18 protein-coding genes and 1 pseudogene are annotated in these 23,436 nt (G+C 70.1%); 10 read left to right on the top strand and 9 right to left on the bottom strand.

From position 1 onward, the window contains the following. Positions 1 to 172: 172 nt before the first annotated feature. The 4 genes from J7E91_RS03455 to J7E91_RS03440 all read right to left on the bottom strand — a co-directional run bounded on the left by J7E91_RS03455 (position 173) and on the right by J7E91_RS03440 (position 3,246). Entirely contained in the window at positions 173 to 877 is a 705-nt protein-coding gene (locus tag J7E91_RS03455; RefSeq protein ID WP_308375996.1) for a class F sortase, read from the bottom strand. Then, the gene (locus J7E91_RS03450) at positions 874 to 1,686 is read right to left on the bottom strand and encodes a hypothetical protein (RefSeq protein WP_214899023.1); all 813 of its coding nucleotides are present in this window, start codon (positions 1,684 to 1,686) and stop codon (positions 874 to 876) included. Before J7E91_RS03450 ends, J7E91_RS03455 begins: the two co-directional genes overlap by 4 nt. A 134-nt stretch (positions 1,687 to 1,820) precedes the next feature. Then, the gene (locus J7E91_RS35670) at positions 1,821 to 2,213 is read right to left on the bottom strand and encodes a hypothetical protein (protein ID WP_251015100.1); all 393 of its coding nucleotides are present in this window, start codon (positions 2,211 to 2,213) and stop codon (positions 1,821 to 1,823) included. Between the two features lie 424 nt (positions 2,214 to 2,637). Beyond that, the gene (locus J7E91_RS03440; RefSeq protein WP_214898994.1) at positions 2,638 to 3,246 is read right to left on the bottom strand and encodes a hypothetical protein; all 609 of its coding nucleotides are present in this window, start codon (positions 3,244 to 3,246) and stop codon (positions 2,638 to 2,640) included. A 267-nt stretch (positions 3,247 to 3,513) separates the two neighbouring features. Between J7E91_RS03440 and J7E91_RS03435 the strand changes: the two genes are divergently transcribed. After that, positions 3,514 to 3,789, top strand: a complete 276-nt coding sequence (locus J7E91_RS03435; RefSeq protein ID WP_028813353.1) for a GlsB/YeaQ/YmgE family stress response membrane protein — start codon at positions 3,514 to 3,516, stop codon at positions 3,787 to 3,789. A 32-nt stretch (positions 3,790 to 3,821) separates the two neighbouring features. On the opposite strand, the gene J7E91_RS03430 is transcribed toward J7E91_RS03435, so the two are convergent. Continuing rightward, positions 3,822 to 4,295: a DUF5709 domain-containing protein gene (locus J7E91_RS03430; RefSeq protein WP_214898992.1), complete on the bottom strand. Its 474-nt coding sequence runs from the start codon at positions 4,293 to 4,295 to the stop codon at positions 3,822 to 3,824. Between the two features lie 103 nt (positions 4,296 to 4,398). Next, positions 4,399 to 6,813 (bottom strand): SpoIIE family protein phosphatase, encoded by a 2,415-nt coding sequence (locus tag J7E91_RS03425; protein WP_308375995.1) that lies wholly within the window; start codon positions 6,811 to 6,813, stop codon positions 4,399 to 4,401. 246 nt (positions 6,814 to 7,059) lie between these two features. Between J7E91_RS03425 and J7E91_RS03420 the strand changes: the two genes are divergently transcribed. From J7E91_RS03420 to J7E91_RS03405, 5 genes are all read left to right on the top strand, one after another. Beyond that, positions 7,060 to 7,230, top strand: coding sequence for a hypothetical protein (locus tag J7E91_RS03420; RefSeq protein WP_214898990.1), 171 nt, complete (start codon positions 7,060 to 7,062; stop codon positions 7,228 to 7,230). Positions 7,231 to 7,283: 53 nt separating this feature from the next. Then, positions 7,284 to 7,580, top strand: a complete 297-nt coding sequence (locus tag J7E91_RS35665) for a hypothetical protein (RefSeq protein WP_078607125.1) — start codon at positions 7,284 to 7,286, stop codon at positions 7,578 to 7,580. 107 nt (positions 7,581 to 7,687) lie between these two features. Next, positions 7,688 to 8,146 carry a CBS domain-containing protein gene (locus J7E91_RS03415; RefSeq protein ID WP_214898988.1) on the top strand — a complete coding sequence of 153 codons (459 nt, stop codon included), beginning with the start codon at positions 7,688 to 7,690 and terminating at the stop codon, positions 8,144 to 8,146. Positions 8,147 to 8,329: 183 nt separating this feature from the next. Further along, a complete protein-coding gene (locus J7E91_RS03410; protein ID WP_214898986.1) occupies positions 8,330 to 9,640 on the top strand; it encodes an ATP-grasp domain-containing protein in 1,311 nt (436 codons plus the stop codon). Positions 9,641 to 9,669: 29 nt separating this feature from the next. Then, positions 9,670 to 11,727, top strand: coding sequence for a CocE/NonD family hydrolase (locus J7E91_RS03405; RefSeq protein ID WP_214898984.1), 2,058 nt, complete (start codon positions 9,670 to 9,672; stop codon positions 11,725 to 11,727). 137 nt (positions 11,728 to 11,864) lie between these two features. Here J7E91_RS03405 and J7E91_RS03400 read toward each other — a convergent pair whose 3' ends face one another. Beyond that, positions 11,865 to 13,433, bottom strand: coding sequence for a PHB depolymerase family esterase (locus J7E91_RS03400; RefSeq protein WP_214898982.1), 1,569 nt, complete (start codon positions 13,431 to 13,433; stop codon positions 11,865 to 11,867). 434 nt (positions 13,434 to 13,867) lie between these two features. Here J7E91_RS03400 and J7E91_RS03395 point away from each other — a divergent pair, with 434 nt between their 5' ends. Further along, a complete protein-coding gene (locus J7E91_RS03395; RefSeq protein ID WP_214898980.1) occupies positions 13,868 to 14,314 on the top strand; it encodes a subtilase-type protease inhibitor in 447 nt (148 codons plus the stop codon). Between the two features lie 105 nt (positions 14,315 to 14,419). Here J7E91_RS03395 and J7E91_RS03390 read toward each other — a convergent pair whose 3' ends face one another. Then, positions 14,420 to 15,172: a transglutaminase family protein gene (locus J7E91_RS03390; RefSeq protein ID WP_214898978.1), complete on the bottom strand. Its 753-nt coding sequence runs from the start codon at positions 15,170 to 15,172 to the stop codon at positions 14,420 to 14,422. A gap of 269 nt (positions 15,173 to 15,441) precedes the next feature. Between J7E91_RS03390 and J7E91_RS03385 the strand changes: the two genes are divergently transcribed. After that, the gene (locus J7E91_RS03385; RefSeq protein ID WP_214898976.1) at positions 15,442 to 18,297 is read left to right on the top strand and encodes a PQQ-dependent sugar dehydrogenase; all 2,856 of its coding nucleotides are present in this window, start codon (positions 15,442 to 15,444) and stop codon (positions 18,295 to 18,297) included. A gap of 22 nt (positions 18,298 to 18,319) precedes the next feature. Next, positions 18,320 to 20,077: pseudogene (locus tag J7E91_RS03380) on the top strand (ThuA domain-containing protein). A 51-nt stretch (positions 20,078 to 20,128) separates the two neighbouring features. Here J7E91_RS03380 and J7E91_RS03375 read toward each other — a convergent pair. Next, a complete protein-coding gene (locus tag J7E91_RS03375; RefSeq protein WP_214898975.1) occupies positions 20,129 to 22,210 on the bottom strand; it encodes a SpoIIE family protein phosphatase in 2,082 nt (693 codons plus the stop codon). Between the two features lie 213 nt (positions 22,211 to 22,423). Between J7E91_RS03375 and J7E91_RS03370 the strand changes: the two genes are divergently transcribed. Next, entirely contained in the window at positions 22,424 to 23,374 is a 951-nt protein-coding gene (locus J7E91_RS03370; RefSeq protein ID WP_214898974.1) for a DUF3048 domain-containing protein, read from the top strand. Positions 23,375 to 23,436 lie beyond the last annotated feature (62 nt).

The following is a 23,436-nucleotide window of genomic DNA, read 5'->3' as shown; positions in this document are numbered from 1 at the left end:
AACGCCTGGCTCACCGACACACCAAGAGCCCGCACCCGCACCAGCCCCCTGACAGCACTCCGCCCCGCCGCATAACGACGGGGCGAAGCAACCAGGCCCGAATTCACCAACAGCATCCCGAGATGGACGCCGGCCCCTGCATGACAGGCGGTCTGCCGCGACGGCTGTGCCGCTACCGGCTGCCGGTGAAGCGTGCGAACACCACCACGTTGTCCGAGTAGTAGCGCGTCGAGCGGTCGTACTGACCGCCACAGGTGATCAGGCGCAGGCCCGCGTGGTCGATGTTCTTGTAGACCTCGACGGTGGGGAACCGGTTCTTGGGGTACTGGGCGGTGCGGTCGACGGTGAACTGCGCGGTCTTGCCGTCGGCGCGGTCGACCTCGATCCTGTCACCGGCCTTGAGCGAGGAAAGACGGTGGAACACCGAGGGTTCGCCGTTCCAGCTGACGTGCCCCGCGATGACGGCCGGTCCCTGGGCTCCGGGAGGCGGACCTGGTGTGTACCACCCCGCCTTGGCCGGATCGACGGGCGTCTCCATGGCTCCGTCCTTCTGCTGCCCCAGCTCCTCAAGGGCCGATGACACGCCGAGGGACGGGATGGAGATCCGCCGGGGAGGCGACTTCGGCAGGGCCGCGGCGACCTGCTGCCCGTTCCCCGCGCCTTTCTCCGCGTCCTGGGCGGGCTGGTCGTCCCGCGCCTGGGTGTCGCCCTGTACGGGTTGCCGGTTCGCGGGCGCCGACTGCGGTGGGGGCTCCTCGCCCGGCCCCGAGCACCCGGCGACGAGCAGGAGCGCCGCGATCGCGGTCACGGCGGAGGTGGCGGCGGTACGGGTGCGACGCGGCGCGGCCCCGGTCTCGTACCCGCCGTGGCTGATCACGCGCCACTTCCGTCGGCCGGCTTCGTGGTCGTGGCCGGCCGCCGCCTGCGGCCCAGGCCGAGTGCGGCCGCCACCGCCAGGAAGGCGACGCCGCCCGCGGCGACCAGCGCCCCGGAGACCTCGGTGCCCGGGGCGGGGCCGCTGCCGGTCTCGACTCCCCCCACGGGGACGGAACCGACCGCCGCGCCTTGCACCAGGCCGCAGACGGCCGGGGCGGTGGCTTCCTGCGGGAGCTTGGGGTCCAGGTCGCTCTTGCCTACGCCGAAGTCGTACTGCTTGTTGCCGTTCGGGTCGATGCCGTGCTGCACGACGTGCAGGTCCTTGATGTGGTCGGCCACGTCCTGGGAGACCGTGATCGTACGCTCGTAGGAGAGCTTGCCCTGCGCGTCCGCGACCGGCATGCGGTCGACGGCGAGGCCGCTGGCGGCGGAGGTGTCGCCCCCGGTGGTGAGCGAGATGTTGATCTCACCGTAGATGGGCAGGCCTTCGCTGGTGGTGACGATCCCGTCGCCGTCGTTGTCCGCGCTCGCGTCGGGGCAGTGGAAGTCGTGGCCGTCGGTGGAACCGTGGATGTGCTGTGCGTGTGGCTGGCCGGGCACGAGTCCTTCGGACTCGATCTCCACGGTGAGCCGTGTGCCGTCCAGGCTGAGCATCGCCGTACCGCTTCCACCGGAGTTGTTCAGCGCGTCCAGGTCGATCTGGTACGCGGTCCCTTCGGCGGCGGCCGGGGAAGAGGTGACTGCCGCGAGAGCGAGGGCGGCGGGCAGAGCGACAAGTGTGACGAGTCGAGTTGTGGTGCGCTGGGCTATCACGATCGTTCGGTTCCTTTCCGGTGGCCGCCCTCCGGGGGCGGCCACGGTCTTGTCCGTGCCGTTCCGTGTCGTGTCCGGCTCTGGTGGTGCGCGCCTCAGGCTTTGACGGCGGGACCGGCAAAGCGCGGCGTTCACCTCTGCGGGTTGCCGCCCGCTCCCACCGGTGCCTGCATCTGCTGGGCGGGGTGCGAAGAGAGGGAGGCGACCGGAGCGGTCTCGCTCAGGTGCCCGACGTGCGGACGGGCTCTGTCAGCGGGGGGAGTTCCGGCGATGGCGGCGGTCGCCGGACCTGGCGGGGGCGCCGCGCTCTTGCGCTCGTCCGGCGCGTTCGCCACCGAGGACCAGGTACGGAGCCGGTGGCTGGCGGCCTCGTCGAGAGTCACGGGCGCCCCCCGCTGCTCGGCCAGCCGACTGGCCTCCCGGCCGAGCGCGGCCACGTCGTCCCAGCGCAGGGTCAGCACCACGGAGAGCTCGGCGCCGCCGCCCGGAAGCCCTTGCATCACTGAATCAATGCGATCGGTCATGTCCGCTCCTGTCGTTGGCACAGAGACGTATCGGCGCACCTGGCTCGGGCGCAGGCAGCCGGTAGTACGCAACGTGTGGGCGGCATGTTCAGCGAGTGTTCAGATCTCTCCGGCCGGAACAGCCGCTGTCGCAGGCGTCCTTGGTGGCTCTCGGCCGGGCATCCGCGTAGACGGGCAGATCGCTGACCAGCGCATCGCGGCCCCGTGCGGCCGTCCGGGACGGCGGAGCCGAACGGGGCGCGGAAACAGGTTGTTCGGGGCAGGCCGAGCCGGGCCCCCTGGCTCACGTGGAACGCCGTGAAGAGCGTTCCGCCCGGCCTACCGCCTCCGGTGCTTCACGGAATTCACCGGCAGGAACGTCGTAATCCTCCGCGGCCGGCCTCACCCACGTGTGGCCAACTCCGGGGCGGAGTCGTCGTTTTGGTTACACGCCTGCCGTGCTCGGCGCAGCGGCCGGCTGTTGCGTCGCTTGCTGTCCGTCCTTGACGACCCGGTAATAGACGGACTTCTGCTGCTTGGTTCGTTCGCTCTGGTTCTTGGCGACCGATGCCTCCAGGGCATTGCGCACCACGGTGACGCTCAGCGTGCGTTCGGGGTGTGCCTGTGCGAGCTCTTGGGTTACTTCGGCTGCCGAACGCGGTTCGTCGTGCTTGGCGAGGACGGCGACGACGAGTTCCCGCAAGGGGGGTGTGGCCTTGTTCGCCTTTGCTCCGGTGTCCGGCTGTGCGGTCTTCCTGGAGCGCTTGTCGTTGTCCGAAGTCGCCTTGGCGCGGCGCGCCCTGGGAACAACCGTTTTTGCGGCCGGGCCCGCCTTGGCCGTCCTGGTCGCCCGGGTCTTCTTCGCGGGCGTAGTGCCGAGGGCCGCCCGCATGCTCACCAGCAGCTCATGGTCTTTCTCCAGTGCTTCGAGCTGTGCCTGCAGGGCGGCCACCTCTGACCTGACGCGTTCTTGTTCTTTGGTGTTGTGCTCCAGATCCGCGTCGACCTGGTTCGCGTATTGCGACTGCAGCGTGGGGTTGTTGCTTTCCGGCATGACAGCTCTCTTTCCTCGCACCACTGTTGGGGGCGGATGTTACTCACATTTCTCGCACGTGCAGAACCACGCGTGTGTGGCGATTCGACAGCACCGCTCTGCTCGCTGTCGAGTAAGGCGCCCAATTTCACGCGGAGTAGCGTTCGTGCCCTGTGGTCCGCTGTCAGTGGGTGAGGGACCCCGTTCGTGCGTTCGCATGTTTGAAAACGCGCTGCGCGCCTACGCGCTTACGAGGAAACCATCGAGCGACAACCTTGGAGGTACCTCATGGGCATCATCGCCTGGATCCTCATCGGACTTCTCGCCGGCCTCATCGCCAAGGCACTGCTGCCCGGCAAGGACCCGGGAGGCATCATCGTCACCATGCTCATCGGAGTCGCCGGCGGACTGCTGGGCGGCTGGCTCGGCAAGGTGATCTTCGGCGTCGACTCCATCGACGGCTTCTTCGACCTGTCGACGTGGATCGCCGCCATCGTCGGGTCGCTCATCCTGCTGGTGCTCTACCGCCTGGTGACAGGGGGCCGAAGCCGGTCGCACGCCTGATCCCCGGCCCCCTCACTACAGCCGCCCGGTAGCTACCGCGCCTCGTCCTCGTCCGTCGGCTCGACGTGCATCGCGGCTTCCTCAGCCGATGCCGCACCGCCGTCGATGCCGACATCCCGTCCCAGTACGCCGATGTTGCGCCGCGGCGCCTCCTCGGGCACGGGGGCGATGCGGCCCGCACGGGTATCGGCGGCCTGCTCCTCCAGGGGTTCCCCCTCGCCCCCGGGCAGGTCGCCGACCCCGTCGCCCTCCGGCGGCCGTACGTCGGGCGTTTCCTGGGCCAGGCGCTGATCGAGGGACTCCCCTTCGCGCTGCTCCTCGCCCGTAGTGCCGTACTTCGTCACTCCCAGGGCACGTTCGGGCGGGGAGTACCCCTCGTCCAGCATCTCGTCCAAGTCGCGTTCGCCGACCGCGTTCTCCAGGTCGAGGTCGTCGGTCGGCCTGTTCTGTACGTCGGAGTGTTCGGGCTGGTAGACGTCGTCGCCCCGTGCCGCTTCCTCAGACATCCGCTGGTTCCTTTCCGCGTGGGGGTGTCCTGCTCCGTGCTCGCGCATGTGTGTACCCGGCCGGACACACACCACACCGCATTCACGGCATTTCTCGCATTTCTCACGACGAGCCCGGCAGCGGTTGCTCCGTCCAGATCGTCTTTCCGTGGCGTGTGTACCGGCTGCCCCACCGCTCGGTGAGCTGCGCGATCAGGAACAGGCCGCGTCCGCCTTCCTCCGTGGCGCGTGCGCGTCGCATCCTGGGCTGCGTACTGCTGGGATCGGACACCTCGCAGATGAGGGTCGCCGTACGGATGAGCTTGAGCTCGACGGGGCCGCCGCCCGCGTAGCGGATGGCGTTGGTGACCAGCTCGCTCGCCACCAGTTCCGTGGTGAAGGCGAGTTCGTCCAGGCCCCAGCGGGACAGTTGCCCCACCACCAGCGCACGGGCGTCGGCCACCACGGCCGGGTCCGGCTCCAGGACCCACGTCACGCTGTCGTCCGGGGAAATCCCCCGGGTACGGGCGAGCAGCAGCGTCACGTCGTCCGACAGCGGGCTCGGGGCCAGATCCGCCACCATCTCCCGGCCGACGTCCCGCAGCGGACGGTCGAGGGCGTTCGCGGCCATCAGCCGGTCTCTGAGCGCCGCCATTCCTTCGTCCAGATCGGCCCGCGGCCGCTCGACCAGGCCGTCGGTGTAGAGCGCCAGTACGCTGCCCGGTTCGACCGCCATCTCCACGGGCTCGAAGGGCAGGCCGCCGACTCCCAGGGGCGGTCCGGGGCTGACGTCGACGTAACGGACGGTCCTGTCCGGAGCCAGCAGGGCGGGCGGGGGGTGCCCGGCGCTGGCCATGGCGCACTGCCGCGACACCGGGTCGTACGTCACGTACAGACACGTGGCACCGAACGAGTCGTAGGCGCTCTGTGGTGCGGAGGTCTGGGTGCCGTTCTCGAAGGTGCTGTTCTCCACCGTGAGTTGCGAGACGAGGTCGTCGAGGTGGGTGAGCAACTCGTCGGGTTCGAGATCGAGGTCGGCCAGCGTGCGCACGGCGGTGCGCAGTCGCCCCATCATCGCCGTGGCCTGGAGACCGTGGCCGACCACGTCCCCGACCACGAGGGCGACCCGCGCGGAGGACAGCGGGATGACATCGAACCAGTCCCCGCTCACTCCGCCGGCCGTGTCCGCCGGGAAGTAGACGCTGGCGCTCTGCACCGCGGCCGTCTCGGTCGTCGTCGGCGGCAGCAGGCTGCGTTGCAGGCTCACGGAGGCGTGCCGTTCGCGCGCGTACCGGCGTGCGTTGTCCACGACCAGCGCCGCGCGGGAGGCGATCTCCTCCAGCAGGGCCAGGTCGTCGGCGCCGAAGGGCGGGCGGTCGCCCGTGCGCCACACCGTGACCCGTCCCAGGAGCCTGCCCCTGGCGCGCAGCAGCGCGCTCATGCCCGAGCGGACGCCGGACCCGGGCCCCGGACCGGGAACGTCCTCGTCGGGCGACCGGTGCCCGGCCGGTCGCGGCCATACGCTGCCCCGCGGGGCGTCATCGCCGACGTCCACCCGCATGGAGCCACCGACCGGCAGCTGACCGGCGTCCGCCGGGCCCGCCGCGGCCGCCCGGCGCAGTACGTGATGCCGCTGCTCACCGGGTCCGGGCTCCTCGTGGGAGAACACGGCCTCGGCGATGTCGACGGCGGCCAGGTCGGCGAGAACGGGAACCAGTACGTCCGCCAGGTCCTGCGTGGTTTCCGCGACGGACAGCGAGTTGCCCAGCACGGCGGTGACGCGGTGCAGCAGGTCGAGGCGCTCGCGGGCGCCTCGCTGCTCGGTGACATCGGTGAAGAGGGCGGTGACGCCCATGACGCGTCCGTCTGCCTCCTGCAGGCGGAACGCGGACAGCGCCATGATCCGCCCCGTCCCCGGGTCGACCCGGGTGCGTACGAGGGCGTCCATCGCCACCAGGGGCGTCCCGGTCGTGAGCACTTTCCGCAGCTGCTCGTCGATCACGCGCGCGTCCTCGGCCCAGAGGAACTCCCCGAGGCGCAGGCCGCCCAGGTCGGCGGGCAGGCCGGTGTACGGAAGGAGCTGGGTGTTCGTACGTACGAGTCGCAGTTCTCGGTCGAACACGGCGAAGCCGACGCGTTGCTGGAGGAACAGCTCCTGCATGAACGCGTGATCCTGACGCCACCTCGTCATCAGTGCCCGAGGCGCCACCAGAAGGAAGAAACGCGCCGAGCGCCGGTCCGGCAGTCCGCGGTCCAGCGGAAGGACACGGAAGATGAGGTCCGATTCCCCTCCGCCGCCCTCGCGCACCACGGCGCGGCCTTCCCACACCGGGCGGTCCCGCTGCGCCATGACCTCCGGCCATCGGCCGGGGTCGGTGAGCAGGTCCCGGATGCGTCGGCCGCACAGCTCGTCGGCCCGCCACTTCAGGAGGGCCTCGGCCGCCGGGGTGCAGCCGAGTACCGTCCCGGCGGCGTCCACGAGCAGCCCGGCCGCGTTGCCTACGTCGAGGGGATCGTCGTTGCTGCGAGCAATGCGCACACGCACCCCCGAGATCGGCTTCTCACCGGCCTCGATCCGGCCGGACGATCGGCACCATTGATCCTTCGGTTGATCCTTCGGTGTCCTTCGTTCTCTTGATCAGGCTATCCATCACCCCCGCTGTCCGCTGCCCGGAGGGCGGAAGACCGGCCAATGGCCGATCTTCCCGAAGGCGTCGGCGCGCGGGGGTGGCGGGGCTGTGTGACCCTGGCCGCGAGAGCGGCCGTGCCGACCGAGGAGACGGATATGAATCAGCTCGGAGACAAGCCGGAAGAGGTCCGCAAGCAGCTGGAGGAAGAGAAGCGGCAGGCCCGGAAGCAGGAACGCGAGTCCGCCGACCGGGCCTCCTCCGAGCCCGGGAAGCAGTCCGGGGAACCGGACGACCCGACGTACTCCGACGAGCGGGACCGGGGCTGAGCGCGCTGTTCACGCCGGTCGCGGATGTGGCCACAAATGCGAGACTTGGACCTATGGACTGGGCTTCATGGACGACGCTCGGGGTACTGACAGGCCGCGGCGGGGTGCTCACCGAAGAGGTGGGTGTTCTGACCGGGGACCTCACGGTCCACACCACGTGGGCCGATGGTGAGGCGAGAATCGCTGTGCAGTACAGCGGATCGTCGGACTGGTTCACCATGTCGGGCAGCCCCGTGCCCTCCTCTTCGGAGGCTGACAGCCGGAATCTGCACGACGCCGTGGTAGCAGCGATACGTGCGGGTGGCGCCGCCACTGTCCCCTCTCCGCCACACAGTCCCTCGCCACAGTGACACCGCCGCTCCCCCGCCCGTAGAGGCCGGCCGTAAAGGCTCTGCTCCTTGCTCGGCATGCTGATCCACTCACCCGCGGACGGCCCACCACAGCAAGGAGAACGGCCATGCGCGCGAGTGATCTCGCGGAAACCTACCCCTACATATCGGTCGACGCCGACGCGGTGGAAGCGGCCCGGCTGCTCGCCCGGCACCAGCTGCCCGCGCTGCTCGTGGTCGACTCCGACCAGCGGCCGTATGCCATCGTGCCGGGCTCCCAGCTCATCAAGCAGCTGGTGCCCGGCTACCTGATGGAAGAACCGCTGCTCGTCTCCGTGATCGACGACCGGCACCTCGGTGAAGTCATGGAGAAGGTCAACGGGCTGACGGTCGCCGAGTGGCTGCCGCCGCGCACCTACGCACCGCCGGTGGTCGGCCCCGACGCCGGCCTGCTGCAAGTGGCGGCCCTCATGGCCCGTACGCGCAGTCCGCTGGTCGCCGTGATCGAGCGCTACGGCGACGAGGTGCGGCTGCTCGGCGCCATCACGGCCGCCTGCCTGATGACCCATCTCGTCGGAGGATCGTGAGCGGCTGCCGGCCGAGCACCGGCTTCCGAGGTATCTGTGCTCGACGGGCGTGACAGCCCGTAGCGGCAGCTCCACGGGCGGTTGCGGCGGTCGCCGGAGGGCTGAGCGGTCGGTTTCCCGATCCGATGTGTGAGACGCGCCTGGCGAGGAAGGCGATCGGGACGAGCCGACCAAGGAGAGCCAGTGAGCGATCGCAAGAACATATTCATACTCGGCCTGGACGAGGCCAACCTGCCGACTCTGCGAGCGGTGCCCGACGCGCAGGAGTACGAGTACCACCCCCTGCTCACCATCGAGGAGCTCCAGCACGGCGAGGTGTCGGTGGCCGAGCTGTTCGACAAGGCGCGGGGGGTGCTCGACTCCTTCGAGGGCAGCATCGACGCGATCGTCGGCTACTGGGACTTCCCCGTGAGTACGCTCGTACCGATGCTGAGCGAGCGCTACGGCACGCGGAGCACCGGCCTGGAATCCGTCGTCAAGTGCGAGCACAAGTACTGGAGCCGGCTGGAGCAGCAGAAGGTCATCGACGAGCATCCGCGTTTCGGCCGGGTCGATCTGGAAGCCGATGATCCGCAGCCGCCCGAGGGCGTGCGCTTTCCCATGTGGCTCAAGCCCGCCCTGTCGTACTCGTCGGAACTCGCCTTCGGCGTCAAGGACCAGCAGGAGTTCCGCGAGGCGGTCGAGGCGATCCGCAAGGGTGTCGCCCGGGTGGGCCGGCCGTTCGAGTACATCCTCGACCGGCTCGACCTGCCCGAGGAGATGGCCGGTGTCGGAGGTCAGGTCTGTCTCGCCGAGGAGGCACTGTCGGGTATCCAGGTCGCGGTGGAGGGTTACGTCCACAACGGCGAAGTCACCGTCTACGGCGTCCTGGACTCGATCAACTACCCCGACTCCTCCAGCTTCCTGCGTCACCAGTACCCCTCGGCCCTGCCCGAGCCGGTGGTACGCCGGCTGCACGACGTCTCCGAACGGGTGATGCGGCAGATCGGCATGGACGCGGCGACCTTCAGCATCGAGTACTTCTACGATCCGCACACCGACGCCATCAATCTCCTGGAGATCAACCCCAGGCACTCGCAGTCGCACGCGGAGCTGTTCCAGTACGTCGACGGGGTCCCGAACCACCACTGCATGCTCAGCCTGGCGCTGGGCAGGGATCCGGCCCTCCCGCACCGGGCCGGCCCCTATGCGGTGGCCGCCAAGTGGTACTACCGGTGGTTCGCCGACGGTGCGGCGCGCCAGGTGCCCACGCCCGAGGACATCGAGCGGATCGAGCGGGAGATCCCGGGCGTACGGGTCGACGTGGTGCCCGAGGAGGGGCAGCGCCTGTCGGAGACTCCGCACCAGGACAGCTACAGCTACGAACTGGCCCACATCTTCACAGGCGGGAACAGCGAAAAGGACCTGCGGGCGAAGTACGACCGCTGTGTGGCGGCCCTGGGTCTCGCCTTCGACGAGACCGAACCGGGCGGACGCGACCAGAAGAACGTCTGAGGACCCGAGGAAAGGAGCGGCCCCGCCGTATGCGTTTCGTGAGCAATCTGCCGCACGCGACGAAGGAAGAAGAACACGTCGTCGTTCCCATGTCCGACGGCACGCGCCTGTCCGCCCGTATCTGGCGTCCGGTCTCCTCCGACGACGAGCCCGTGCCGGCGGTGCTGGAGTACATCCCGTACCGCAAGCGCGACCTGACCGCGGTGCGCGACTCGATCCACCACCCTTACATCGCAGGTCACGGCTATGCGTGTGTACGGGTGGACCTGCGCGGCACGGGCGACTCCGAGGGCGTACTGGCCGACGAGTACCTGGAGCGGGAGCAGGCCGACGCCGAAGAAGTCCTCGCCTGGCTGGCCGAGCAGCCCTGGTGCGACGGGAACACCGGCATGATGGGCATCTCCTGGGGTGCCTTCGCCGCCCTCCAGACGGCGGCCCGGCAGCCGCCGAGCCTGCGCGCCGTCGTCATCGCGTCCTTCACGGACGACCGGTACGCCGACGACATGCACTACATGGGCGGCGCGATGCTCTCGGACAACCTCGCGGAGGCGGGGACGATGTTCGCGTACGCGACGTGTCCGCCGGACCCCACCGTGGTCGGTGACCGCTGGCGCGACATGTGGCACGAACGGATGGAACACACCCGCCCGTGGGTCCTGGAGTGGCTGCGCCACCAGCGCCGCGACGACTACTGGCGGCACGCCTCGGTGTGCGAGGACTACGCGGCCGTACGCTGCCCCGTCCTCGCGTCCAGCGGGTGGGCCGACGGCTACTCCAACGCCGTGACACGGCTGCTGGGGAACCTCGACGTACCGCGCAAGGGGCTGATCGGGCCCTGGTCCCACAAGTTCCCGCATCTGGGTGAGCCCGGCCCCGCCATCGGCTACCTCCAGGAGGTCGTGCGCTGGTGGGACCACTGGCTGAAGGGTGTCGACAACGGTGTGATGGACGGCCCGATGCTCCAGACGTGGATGCAGGACAGTGTGCCGCCCTCGACGTCGTACGAGGAGCGGCCCGGCCGCTGGGTCGGGGAGCCCCACTGGCCCTCGCCGCACATCGAACCCGTCGCGCATCCGCTGCTGCGGCACCGCATTGTCACGCCGGGAGAGTCGACGTTCGGGGAGGGGGACGGCAGCGACGGCAGCAGCGACGGTGACGCGATGACCGTCCAGTCGCCCCTGTCCGTCGGCCAGTTCGCGGGCAAGTGGGCCTCGTACAACGCCCCGCCGGATCTGCCGTACGACCAGCGTGAGGAGGACGGCGGCTCCCTGGTGTTCGACACCGGGCCGCTGGACGAGCCGGTCGAGATCCTCGGTTCACCGACCGTCGAACTCGACCTGTCCGTCAGCGAACCGGTGGCCACCGTCGCCGCCCGGCTCTCCGACGTCGCACCCGACGGGCGTGCCACGCGCGTCACGTACGGCGTGCTCAACCTGACGCACCGCGACGGTACGGGCGAGCCCGAACCGCTGGAGCCCGGACGGCGTTATCGCGCCACCGTCCAGCTCAACGGTGTGGCGCAGGTCTTCCCGCGCGGCCACCGCATCCGGCTCTCCCTGTCCACGTCGTACTGGCCCCTCGCCTGGCCGCCGCCCAGGCCCGTGCTGCTGAGCGTTCACCAGCGGTCCAGCACACTGACGCTGCCGGTGCGTCCGGCGGAGGAACCGGACGAGCTGCCCCAGCGCCCCTTCGGCGAGCCCGAGGGCGCACCGCCGATCACGACCACCCGGCTGTCCGCTCCCGAACAGCGCTGGGAGGTCAAGCGCGATCTGATCGGGTACGACTGGGCGCTGGAGATCGTGAAGGACCGGGGCACCGTGCGCATCGACGACATCGGGCTCGATGTCGGCTGCCGCGCGTACGAGCGCTACACCGCCACCGCTGACGACTTCACCTCCGTCGGCGGCGAAGCCGCCTGGACCATGCGATTCCGGCGGGACGACTGGGACGTACGGGTGGAGACCCGTACCGAACTGCGGTGCAGCGAGACGGAGTTCTTCGTCGACGCGACCCTCGACGGTTACGAAGGGGAGCGGCGGGTCTTCTCCCGTACCTGGAACGAGACGCTGCCGCGGGACTGGCTGTAAACAGTCCCCCCTCACCGGCCCCACGCCCCCCGACTTCCTGTACCTGAGGAGGAGCCAGGAGGAGGGCGGGGCGTGGGAGACCGGCGCGTACGAACGTGGTGTCCACGACCTGAGGTTCCCTGCCGGGCCCCGCCCCGTCATTCCCACTCCACTGTCAGCGTGGCCGACGCGCCCGATTTCACGAAGACGTACGCCGTGGTGGCGGGCGCGGATGCCAGGCGCAGGCGCACCTGGGTCGTCCCTGTGGAGTTCACCGTCGTGAAGTCGGCCGATGTCTGCGCGCCGGACGTGAACCGGCCGATTTCCGCCACGTCGGACGCCGACGCGGCAGCGCTCCAGTCGTCGGTGCCGGTGGCGCATCCCGCGCCGAAGCAGCCCGACCTGACGTCCAGGACCATACGGTTTCCGGCCGCCCAGGGGTCACCGCTGCCGCTGGCGTACGCCACAGTCACGTAGGCGCGCTTCACGGTCGCCCCGTCGGGGACGGACGACGTGTCGAAGGAGAGCAGCGCGCGGTTGTGCTGCCCGTCCGAACCCCTGCCCACCGCCACTCCGTACGTTCCCTCCAGCGTTCCGACGGCCGGTCCGGCGCCGGTCGACGACGCCTTCACGTACCCGTCGTCCGCTGCCCTGCTCGGCAGGACCACCGTTTTGGGGTCACCTCCGGGGGGTGGTGTTCCGCTGTCGCCGAGTCCCCAGAACTGTCCGATGCGGTACGCCGCGCACAGATTGACGTCGAGTATGTACGCGCCGGCGGTGCCGCACTGCTCGGCTCCGGTACCGGGGTCGACCGGCTGGCCGTGGCCCATGCCGGTGATCGAGTACGTCTCCACGACCGGCCGTCCGGCGCTGTCGCGGTACACGGCGTGCGGGTAGCCCGCAATGGTGTCCGTGGTGTCGGCCGCGGTGTCCGTGCCGTGGACGTCGGTCCACTGCTCGACGGTCTCCCTCATGTTGGCGGGCACGACGGTCGTGTCGTTCGTGCCGTGCCAGACGGAAACCGTCGGCCACGGGCCCGCGTAACCCGGATAGGCGGCGCGGACCTTGTCGCCCCAGGCCGAGGGCGAGAGGTTGGTTCCGGGGCTCATGCAGGTGAAGGCGGCCGCGACGGACGTCGCGCAGGCGTACGGCAGGCCGGCCACCGGCGCTCCGGAAGTGAAGACGTCGGGGTACGCGGCCAGCATGACGTTGGTCATGGCCGCGCCGGCGGACAGCCCGGTGGCGTGGACGCGGGCGGGGTCGCTGCCCAGGTCGGACTTCATCCGGTCCGTCATCTGCTTGACCGACAAGGCCTCGCCGGAACCGCGCTTGATGTCCGCCGGCTCGAACCAGTTGAAGCACGCGTTGGGGTTGTTGCCCGACTGCTGCTGCGGCAGCAGAAGCGCGAAGCCCCAGCGGTCGGCCATGGCCGTCCAGCCGGTCTCGGCGTCGAAGGCTGCGGCCGACTGCGTGCAGCCGTGCATCGCCACCACGAGGGGGCGACCGGCCGGCAGGCCGTCCGGAACGTACCGGAACATCCGCAGATTGCCGGGGTTCGTGCCGAAGTCCGTGACCTCGGTGAGCGAGGCGGCCCGCGCGGCGGGCGCGAAAGCGGTCCAGTGGGTGCCGAGCAGCGTGGCGAGCAGTGCCAGCAGTACGGCGACGGCGGGCAGTCTCTTCTTCGCATGAGGCGGGCTCTTCTGCGTACGGGGCGGGGCTGTGCGCATGGCGGCTCCTTCGAGGGTCTTACCGTCCGGTCCGGGGAGTCGGACTGTAGAGCCGCCGGCAGGCCGTGCAGGACGGGGCGGCGCCACCGTCACCGGCCACGCCGGGTGTGGTGCGCGCACGTTGTCGTTGCCGCGAGTCATGGCCGCAAGCGATGCTTTCCGGTCGAAGCGGCTTAGGTGAGGCCTGAACCAATTCGGCTGAGGAGCAGGTCAGAGCGTTGTTTCGCGTTGTACCACTCCACCCTGTCCACATGATGGACACCTCCCCAGGTGACATGCACACCACCCCCGAGCTGCCCGAACGACCATTCGGTCACCCGTTCCGATCGTGTACGGCCGGAATGAGCTGATCAGTGTGCACTCACTGTCCGCATCAGCAACACTCCTCACCGCAACACCTTCGCAACTCATCCGCAATCAGAGGAGATTCACTCATGCGTCCCATCCGGAACAAGCTCGGCGCCGTCGGCGCGGCCACCGTCCTCGCGCTGACCGGCGCCGCCGCCGCGAGCCCCGCGCACGCGCAGCCGACCGGGACGACCAGCCTGTACGCTCCGTCCGCCCTGGTACTCACCGTGGGCAGCGGCGAGGAAGCCGGTCCGGTGACCGTCGAGCGCGCCGTGACGCTGAGCTGCGAGCCCAGGCCCGGCGGAACCCACCCGTCACCCGCGGCCGCCTGCAGTGAACTGCGGGCAGCGGGTGGCGAGTTCTCGGGTCTGATCGACACCTCGCCCCGGCGGATCTGTACGCGCGAGTGGGACCCGGTCGTGATCACCGCCCACGGCGTGTGGCAGGGCAAGCAGGTCTCCTGGTCCGCCACCTTCGGCAACACGTGCCTGATGGAGGGCGGCCTGGCCGAGAGCGCGCTGTTCGCCTTCTGACCGTCCGCTCCCCCGGACGAGACGCCCCGGCTGGTCGGGGGAAACCAGCCGGGGCGGCAAAGACAAGAACGCGAAGGACCGCCGCCTCCCGGTGAGGGGCTCCGGTCAGGCCGCGGAGCGGCGGCCCAGCAACGCGCCTCCGGCGATCCTGGCGGGCCTGCACAAGGTCTGGCCGTGGGCGGCGAAGAGTTCGTCCCGTGAGGAGAAACGTCCGAGGTCGCGCCGTACCACTGCCGACAGGTCGAACGACGAGCAGCCGTCCGCTCCGCAGGTCGAGCCGTCCCAGTCCACTGCGGTGGAGGCCAGAGCCTCGAAGAGCGTCTGAGACCCGGTGTTCGTGAAGCCGGCCGGGTTCGCCTCGCCGAGGGAGCCGAGGGGCGCGTACAGCTCGGAGACGCCCACCCACTCCTGTCCGAGCCGGAACTCCGGCCATGCCAGGACCACGGTGTCGGGCACCAGGCGGCGCAGCCGGGGAAAGCGCGGATACCAGAACGACCCGTCGACCAGAAGGCCCCGTACGCGGGTGGGGATTCCTGCCGCGCGGGCGACCGCTTCCAGAACCGCGAGGCGCTGACTGCACGACCCGCGGCGCCGGGCCAGCGTCCGGGAGGCGGACTGCGCGTCGTCGACGGCGTAGACCGCGTGAACCCGGTCGCTGATCAGGCGGTGCGCGGCCAGCAGCAGCGGGCGTTCGCCGGTCCCGGAGGCGGCGCACCGGGCATCTGCCAGCAGCTCCTGGACGCGCTCGTGGCGCCAGTCGAGTATCGCGGTCGGGACCGCGGATCCGGGGGCCTCGCCGGCGCGGGCGGACGCGGGTCGCCGGTGTCGCCACCACGGAGTCAGCACGATGCTCGTCATGGCCGGATGGTACGACCCGCCCGTCACCGGCTCGGACACCGGCTCCGGTCCTGCGTCCGCGACTCCTTTGTCCTCCCCGCGGAAGAAGTTGGGAAAGCGGATGCGAAAGGGGTTACGCGAGGGGACCAGGCCCGCTAACTTCCTTGAAACGAACCGGACATGCATGCGGATCCGGTGACCTTCCGGCGCGACGGCGCGCGCCTGGCTCCCTCCCGGCAGGACTCACCTCCTGGTCCACCGGGCACCCCACCCCCCTCTGGGAGACTTCTGTGCGCAAAAAACCGTTCAGACCCCGTCTCTTCCCGGCGTTCCTGCTCACCGCGTTACTCACCGCCGGTTCCCTGACGCCCGCAGGATCCGCCTCCGCCGCACTCCGGGACGCGGACCGCGGGACAGCGAAGGCGGCCGCGGCCGAGGAGTTCCAGCAGGTCACCCTGGCCAAGGGCGTCGGGGAGACCGGCGAGCCCATGACGATGGCGGTACTCCCCGACCGCTCGGTGCTGCACACCTCGCGCGACGGCACGCTGCGGCTCACGGACGCGGCGGGCACGACAAAGGTCGCGGGCAAGCTCGACGTCTACAGCCATGACGAGGAAGGGCTCCAAGGCGTCGGTGTGGATCCCGGCTTCTCCTCCAACCGCCTCGTCTACCTCTACTACGCCCCGAAGCTGAGCACCCCCGGCGGCGACGCGCCGGGCGACGGCACCGCCGCCGACTTCGCCCCCTTCGACGGCGTGAACCGGCTCTCCCGCTTCTCTCTCGCCGCCGACGGGACCCTGGACGTCGCCGGCGAGAAGAAGATCCTCGACGTACCGGCTTCGCGCGGTATCTGCTGCCATGTGGGCGGTGACATCGACTTCGACGCGCAGGGCAACCTGTACCTCACCACCGGCGACGACTCGAACCCCTTCGCCTCCGACGGCTACACCCCGATCGACGAACGCCCGTCCCGCAACCCCGCGTACGACGCCCAGCGGTCCTCGGGCAACACCAATGACCTGCGCGGCAAGGTGCTGCGCATCAAGGTGAACGCGGACGGCTCGTACTCCACCCCCTCGGGCAACCTCTTCGCGCCCGGCACCGCGAAGACCCGCCCCGAGATCTACGCCATGGGCTTTCGCAACCCGTTCCGGATGAGCGTCGACAAGGCCACCGGCACCGTCTACCTCGGCGACTACGGGCCCGACGCGGGGACGGCGAACGCGAGCCGGGGGCCCGCCGGTCAGGTCGAGTTCAACCGCATCACCAAGGCCGGCAACTACGGCTGGCCGTACTGCACCGGCAAGAACGACGCGTACACCGACTACAACTTCGCCACCGGCACCTCAGGCGCGAAGTTCGACTGCGCCGCCCCCAAGAACACCTCGCCCCGTAACACCGGCCTCACCGACCTGCCCCCGGCCCAGCCCGCCTGGATTCCGTACGACGGCGGCTCGGTACCCGAGTTCGGCAGCGGCTCCGAGTCCCCCATGGGCGGACCGGTCTACCGTTACGACGCAGCCTCGACGTCGGACGTGAAGTTCCCGCAGAGCTACGACGGGAACTTCTTCGCCGGGGAGTTCGGCCGCAAGTGGATCAAGCGGATAGCGCAGGGCACCGACGGAACCGTCCAGTCCATCAACGCCTTTCCCTGGAGCGGCACCCAGGTGATGGACATGGCCTTCGGCCCCGACGGAGCCCTGTACGTCCTGGACTACGGCACCGGTTATTTCAACGGTGACGCGAACTCCGCGCTGTACCGCATCGAGCACATCACCAACGGCCACTCCCCCGTCGCCCAGGCCAAGGCCGACCGCACCTCCGGCAAGGCGCCGCTCGGGGTGGCGTTCTCCTCGGCGGGCAGTTCCGACCCGGACGGCGACCCGCTCGGCTACGCGTGGAAGTTCGGCGACGGAGGCACGTCGACCGCCGCTAACCCGTCACACACGTACATGGCCAACGGCCAGTACACCGCCGAGCTCACCGTCTCCGACGGCACCGGCAAGAGCGCCACCGCGTCGGTGCGGATCACCGTCGGCAACACCGCGCCGACCGTGAAGCTGGAGCTTCCGGTGGACGGGCGGATCATCGACCCGGGCGCCGCCGTGCCGTACAAGGTGACCGTCACCGACCCCGAGGACACCTCCGTCGACTGCTCCAAGGTGAAGATCACCTTCATCGTCGGGCACGACAGCCACGGGCACCCGCAGACCTCCGCGACCGGCTGCTCCGGCACCGTACAGACCATCGCGGACGGCGAGCACGACCCGAACGCGAACATCTTCGGCGTCTGGGACGCGGAGTACACCGACAAGGGAGCGAACGGCCAGCCCGCCCTGACCACCCACGCCCAGCACATCAGCCAGCCCAGCCGGCGGCAGGGCGAGCACTACGGCGACTCGTCGGGCGTCCAGGTCGTCAGCCACACACCGGCCCACGGCGGCAGGACGGTCGGCCACATCGACAACGGCGACTGGATCTCCTTCAAGCCGTACGCCCTCGACGACGCGACCCGGTTCACCGCGCGGGTGGCGTCCGGCGGAGTCGGCGGCACGATCGAGGTACGGGCCGGCTCCGCCACCGGCACGGTGCTGGGCACGGCGACCGTGCCCCTGACGGGCGGCTGGGAAGCGTACCGGGATGTCAGCACCGCGCTGACGAACCGGCCCGCCGGTACGAGCACGCTGTACCTCGTCTTCAAGGGCGGCTTCGGCGCGCTCTTCGACGTCGACGACTTCCGGTTCACCACCTCGGGCGCCACTACCCGCACGGGTGAGGTGAAGGGTGTGAACGGCAAGTGCCTGGACGTCGCGGGCGGGTCGCCGGCCGACGGCACGCAGACCCAGCTGTGGACCTGCAACGGCAGCGCCGCGCAGCGGTGGACACTGCCCGGCGACGGGACGCTGCGGGCGATGGACAAGTGCCTGGACATCAGCGGCGGCGGGAGCGCCGACGGTACGAAGATCCAGCTGTGGACGTGCAACGGCACCGGCGCGCAGCAGTGGGCGTCCCAGGCCGACGGGACCGTACGCAACCCGCAGTCGGGGAAGTGCCTCGACGCCGAGGGCGGCACCTGGAACGACGGCACGCGCACACACCTGTGGACCTGCCACACCGGCCCCAACCAGAAGTGGACCCTGCCGTAGCAGGAGAGGAGGCGTAACCGATATGCGTACTACCCTCACCAAGGCCGGCTGTTTGCTCGCGGGAGCGTTGCTGTGCGTGGCCGCCGTGCCCGCCGTGGCCACCGGCACCCAGGCACCGGACGCACCCGCTCGCACCGCGGCCCCGGCCGCGGCCGATCCGGCGTACAAGATCCTCGCGTTCTCCAAGACGGCGGGATTCCGCCACGGTTCCATCGACGACGGTCTCGCCGCTCTGCGCGAGCTCGGCGGCGCGAACAACTTCACCGTGGACGCCACCGAGAACTCCGCGGCGTTCACCACCGCCAACCTCGCCCAGTACAAGGCCGTCGTCTTCCTCTCGACGACCGGGGACGTGCTGAACGGCACGCAGCAGACGGCGTTCGAGCAGTACATCAAGGCGGGGGGCGGCTACGCCGGGATCCACGCGGCTGCCGACACCGAGTACGACTGGCCGTTCTACGCCGGACTCGCCGGAGCCCTGTTCCACTCCCATCCGCACAACCAGACGGCGACGGTCAAGGTGGAGGACCGGGCGCACGACGCCACCGCCCATCTCGGCGCCGCCTGGCAGCGCTTCGACGAGTGGTACAACTACCGCACCAACCCGCGTACGACGGCCCGCGTCCTGGCCTCGCTCGACGAGTCCAGCTACTCGGGCGGCAACATGTCCGGCGACCACCCGATCTCCTGGTGCAAGGGGTACGAGGGCGGCCGGGCCTTCTATACGGGTGGCGGTCACACCGACGAGTCGTTCACCGAACCGGCCTTCCGCAGGCACCTGCTCGGCGGTATCCGCTGGGCGGCCGGTATGACGGAGGCCGACTGCCGTCCGGAGACCGGGTACACGCCGTTGTTCGACGGTACGGGCACGACCGGCTGGAAGCAGGCCGGCCCCGGTTCGTTCACGCTGGCCAACGGCACACTCACCTCCCAGGGCGGGCTCGGGATGCTGTGGTACTCCGCCAAGGAGTTCACCGGCGACTACTCCCTCAAGCTCGACTGGCGGATGGACGGCGACGACAACTCCGGGGTCCTGGTGGGCTTCCCGGCGTCCGACGATCCCTGGTCGGCGGTCAGCAACGGGTACGAGATCCAGATCGACGCCACGGACAGCGCCGACCGGACGACCTGATCCGTGTACGGGTTCAAGTCCGCCGACGTCGCCGCGCGCGACGCCGCGCTCAACCCGCCCGGCGAATGGAACACGTACGAGATCCGCGTAACGGGCGAACGGCTGGAGGTCTTCCTGAACGGCCGTAAGGTCAACGACTTCACCAACACCGATCCCGCCCGCAGCCTGCGCCAGGGGCACATCGGAATCCAGAACCACGGCGACGGCGACCAGGTGTCCTTCCGCAACGTCCGCGTCAAGACGTCCGGCGGTACGCAGCCGGGTCCTCGCACGGGGGAGGTCAGGGGCGTCAACGGCAAGTGCCTGGACGTCGCCGGCGGCGCGACCGGCGACGGCACCCGGGTCCAGCTGTGGACGTGCAACGGCGGCGGCGCCCAGCAGTGGACGCTGCCCGGCGACGGCACCTTCCGTGCGATGGGCAAGTGCCTGGACGTCAGCGGCGGCGGGACCGCCGACGGGACGAAGACCCAGCTGTGGACGTGCAACGGCACCGGCGCGCAGCAGTGGGCGTCCCAGGCCGACGGGACCGTACGCAACCCGCAGTCCGGCAAGTGCCTCGACGCCGAGGGTGCCACCTGGAATGACGGCACCCGCGTCCACTTGTGGAGCTGCCACACCGGACCCAACCAGAAGTGGGTGCTGCCGTGAGTGACTGTCAGCGTCGCCGGGGACGGGCGCCCGTCTCCGGCGACGCCCGGGTCAGCCGGCCATGACCGTGGCCCGGGCGATGAGCAGCGCTACGTCGTCGTGGTCTCCCGGGTGCCGCAGGGCGTGCAGGAGCAGGTCGCAGGTTTCTTCCAGAGAGCCGTCAGGGGCGCTGAGGTGGCCGAGGAGAACGCCCAGCCGTTCGTCGATGGCCTGGTCACGAGTCTCGACCAGGCCATCGGTGTAGAGGACCAGCCGGTCGCCGGGACGCAGGGCCAGCGTCGTGGTGTGGAAGGTGACGTGACCGACGCCGAGGGGAGCGCCGGTGGGCAGGTCGAGCAGTTCGGGCGCACGGCCGGGACGTATCAGAACGGGCGCCAGGTGGCCGGCGTTGGAGATGAGGCACTGCGCCTGATGCGGATCGTAGACGGCGTAGATGCAGGTCGTGATGGTCTGCCCCATGCGGTCGGTGATGCGGTCGAGATGATGCAGCACCTGGGCCGGGTCGAGGTCGAGTTCGGCCAGGGTGCGGGTGGCGGTGCGCAGTTGGCCCATCATGGCTGCGGCGCTGATGCCGCTGCCCATGACGTCACCGACGACCAGTGCGCTCTTGTCGCCGGTCAGCGGGATGACGTCGAACCAGTCTCCGCCCACTTCGTCGGCCGCCTGCGCGGGCTGGTAGCGGCTGGCGATCTCCAGGCCGGGCTGGTGCGGCGGCTGCTCGGGCAGGAGGCTGCGCTGGAGGGTGAGTGCGGTGTTGCGGGCCTGGCGGTACCAGCGCGCGTTGTCGATGCACACGGCTGCCCGCGCGGCGAGTTCACCGGCGAGTACTTCGTCGTCGGCGCTGAAGGGTTCCGGGTTGCTGGTGCGTTTGAGGTCGAGGGCTCCGAGTACTTTGCCGCGTGCGATCAGCGGCACGGCCAGGTAGGAGTGCAGTCCCGCGGTGGCCAGGAGCCCGGCGGCCTCGGGGCTGCGGGCGATGTACCGCAGGTCGTCGCTGCTCACGCGGGGCACGCGGACGGGGCGGCCGGTGTTGACGCACCGGGTGACCAGCCGGTCGGCCTCGTACCGGGCCACCTCACCCGGCGGGTCGGCCGCACCTACCGCCTCGCTGGGGTACGCACTGGCGACGGCGAGGGCCCGGAACACCGCGGGCCCTGTCTGTGCGGTCACGGCCGAACGGCCGTTCAGGACACTGTCGAGGACGTCCACGGCGGCTACGTCGGCCAGCTCCGGCACCGACACCTCCGCCAGCTCGCGGGCGGTCTCGTCGAGGTCGAGCGTGGTACCGATGCGGATGGAGGCGTCGGCGACGAGGGCGAGGCGCTGGCGCGCCTGGGCGGCCTCGATCGTGGCGCGCCGCCGCTCGGTGACGTCCACGACCGAGGTGGCCACCCCGAGCACTTTCCCGTTGGACGCCTCCAGCCGGTAGAAGGACACCGACCAGGCTTTCTCGTGCTCCGGGTCGGCCGCGGTACGCCCGATGGACTCCCGGTCGACGATCGGGACACCCGTGGCCAGGACCTCACGCATCGCCGCCTCGATGGACTCTGCGTCCAGGAAAGGCAGAGCCTCGTGGATGTTGCGGCCGACATGCTCGGCGGCGGACAGACCGTTGATGCGTTCGAGTGCCGGGTTGACCGTGACGTACCGCAGATCGGTGTCCACGACCGCCAGGCCGATCGGTGACTGGGCGACCAGCCGGGTGGACAGGGCGAGATCGCGCTCCACCCTTCGCAGCGTCGCCTGGTCGGTGGCCAGGCCCAGGGCGTAGAGGTCCTTGCGGTCGTCCTCCAGCCGCATGTTGCGGAACTCCACCAGCCGCGTGCTGCCGTCTCTGTGGCGTATGGGAAAGACGCCCGCCCAGCCCGCCCCTCCTGCCATGACCTGCTCGAACAGGCCGTCCACCAGCTCCAGGTGCTTCTCCTGGACCAGCAGCCGGGCCGCGTACCGGCCGAGCGCCTCGTCGGCGGAGTAACCGAACAACTCCTCGGCCTGCGGGCTCCACAGCACGATCCGCCCGCGCGCGTCCAGCACCACGGCCGCGACGCTCAGCAGGTCCAGCAAACCCCCCGATCCGGACGGAGCGCCCCCCGGCTGATCAGGGTGGGCAGGGACGGGTTCGGTTGCGCGCATCCCGGGCTCCTTCCGCCCGCCACCGTTGGCTCCCATCGTCTCTCTACCCAGGGTGCGCCCGCATCCCCTGTGCGGTGCCTTCCGGTGTGTGGTGCCTGCCGCCGTGAAGCGCAACCGGCAACCCTTCGAACAGCGTGATGATTGATGTGGGAGCCGTCGTCGCTCCGGTCAAGGAGCGGTGCGCCTCCCGGTCCGAATCGGAAGGTGACAGCCATGCGTACAGCCCGCGCGAAGAGACCGGCCGCAGCCTCACTCGCCACGCTGGCGCTGCTGATCGTGGCGGCGTGCGGAGGCGGGGGCGGCGGCGCGCAGGAGACCACTCCGGCGCCGGACAACCGTGTTTCGTCCAGTGCGCGGGTCCTCGCGGTGAAGATCGACAATGTCGGGGCGGCGCGGCCGCCGACCGGCCTGGAGCAGGCGGACATCGTCTACCTGGAGCAGGTGGAAGCCGGTCTCAGCCGCATACTCGCCGTCTACTCGTCCGATGTGCCGCCCGTCATCGGCCCGGTACGCAGCGCCCGCGAGTCGGACCTGGAGCTGCTTCGGCAGTTCGACCGGCCCACGCTCGCCTACTCCGGCGCGCAGAGCAGGCTGACGCCGCTCATCGAGGCGGCGCCACTGAACGCGCTGTCGCCCTCGGAGGCACCGAACGCGTACTTCCGCGGCAGCGACCGGCCGGCGCCGCACAACCTGTATCTGCGGCCGGGGAACATACCCCACCCCGACTCCGGCACGAACGCCGCCGAGGACATCGGGCTCCGCTTCGGCCCGGCGCCGGCCGGCGGCACGACCGCCAACGAGCGGACGGTGCGCTATCCGTCGGCGAGCTTCGCCTTCACGTGGTCCGCCGACCAGAGGCGCTGGCTGGTGGAGATGGACGGTGCCCCTGCCCGTACGACCGAAGGGGACCGGCTGGCCGCGGCCACCGTCGTCATGCAGGAAGTGACCGTGCGCCCGTCGGACTTCGGTGACCGCTCGGGCAACAGGACACCGTTCACCGAGACCGTGGGCTCCGGTTCCGCGACCGTCCTGCGCGACGGCAAGGCGTACGACACGCGATGGTCGAGGGACGACGCCGAGTCCCGGACCACGTTCACGGCCCCGGACGGCAAGCGCATGATGTTCGCTTCCGGCCAGATGTGGGTCGTGTACGTCGCACGCTGACCCGAGATGTCCGCCGGGACATGGAGGGGCCCCGGTGCGTCCGGCACCGGGGCCATAGGGGT

The organism is Streptomyces sp. ISL-99 (assembly GCF_018614005.1).
GTDB classification, from domain to species: Bacteria; Actinomycetota; Actinomycetes; order Streptomycetales; family Streptomycetaceae; genus Streptomyces; species Streptomyces flavidovirens.
The sequence above is the reverse complement of the archived record's forward strand: the minus strand, read 5'-3'. Positions and strand labels throughout refer to the sequence as shown.

Coding starts and splice junctions, on each gene's coding strand:
- J7E91_RS35670 (WP_251015100.1), bottom strand. CDS start 2,213: ATGACCGATCGCATTGATTCAGTGATGCAAGGGCTTCCGGGCGGCGGC.
- J7E91_RS03440 (WP_214898994.1), bottom strand. CDS start 3,246: ATGCCGGAAAGCAACAACCCCACGCTGCAGTCGCAATACGCGAACCAG.
- J7E91_RS03435 (WP_028813353.1), top strand. CDS start 3,514: ATGGGCATCATCGCCTGGATCCTCATCGGACTTCTCGCCGGCCTCATC.
- J7E91_RS03430 (WP_214898992.1), bottom strand. CDS start 4,295: ATGTCTGAGGAAGCGGCACGGGGCGACGACGTCTACCAGCCCGAACAC.
- J7E91_RS03420 (WP_214898990.1), top strand. CDS start 7,060: ATGAATCAGCTCGGAGACAAGCCGGAAGAGGTCCGCAAGCAGCTGGAG.
- J7E91_RS35665 (WP_078607125.1), top strand. CDS start 7,284: ATGGACTGGGCTTCATGGACGACGCTCGGGGTACTGACAGGCCGCGGC.
- J7E91_RS03415 (WP_214898988.1), top strand. CDS start 7,688: ATGCGCGCGAGTGATCTCGCGGAAACCTACCCCTACATATCGGTCGAC.
- J7E91_RS03405 (WP_214898984.1), top strand. CDS start 9,670: ATGCGTTTCGTGAGCAATCTGCCGCACGCGACGAAGGAAGAAGAACAC.
- J7E91_RS03400 (WP_214898982.1), bottom strand. CDS start 13,433: ATGCGCACAGCCCCGCCCCGTACGCAGAAGAGCCCGCCTCATGCGAAG.
- J7E91_RS03395 (WP_214898980.1), top strand. CDS start 13,868: ATGCGTCCCATCCGGAACAAGCTCGGCGCCGTCGGCGCGGCCACCGTC.
- J7E91_RS03390 (WP_214898978.1), bottom strand. CDS start 15,172: ATGACGAGCATCGTGCTGACTCCGTGGTGGCGACACCGGCGACCCGCG.
- J7E91_RS03375 (WP_214898975.1), bottom strand. CDS start 22,210: ATGCGCGCAACCGAACCCGTCCCTGCCCACCCTGATCAGCCGGGGGGC.
- J7E91_RS03370 (WP_214898974.1), top strand. CDS start 22,424: ATGCGTACAGCCCGCGCGAAGAGACCGGCCGCAGCCTCACTCGCCACG.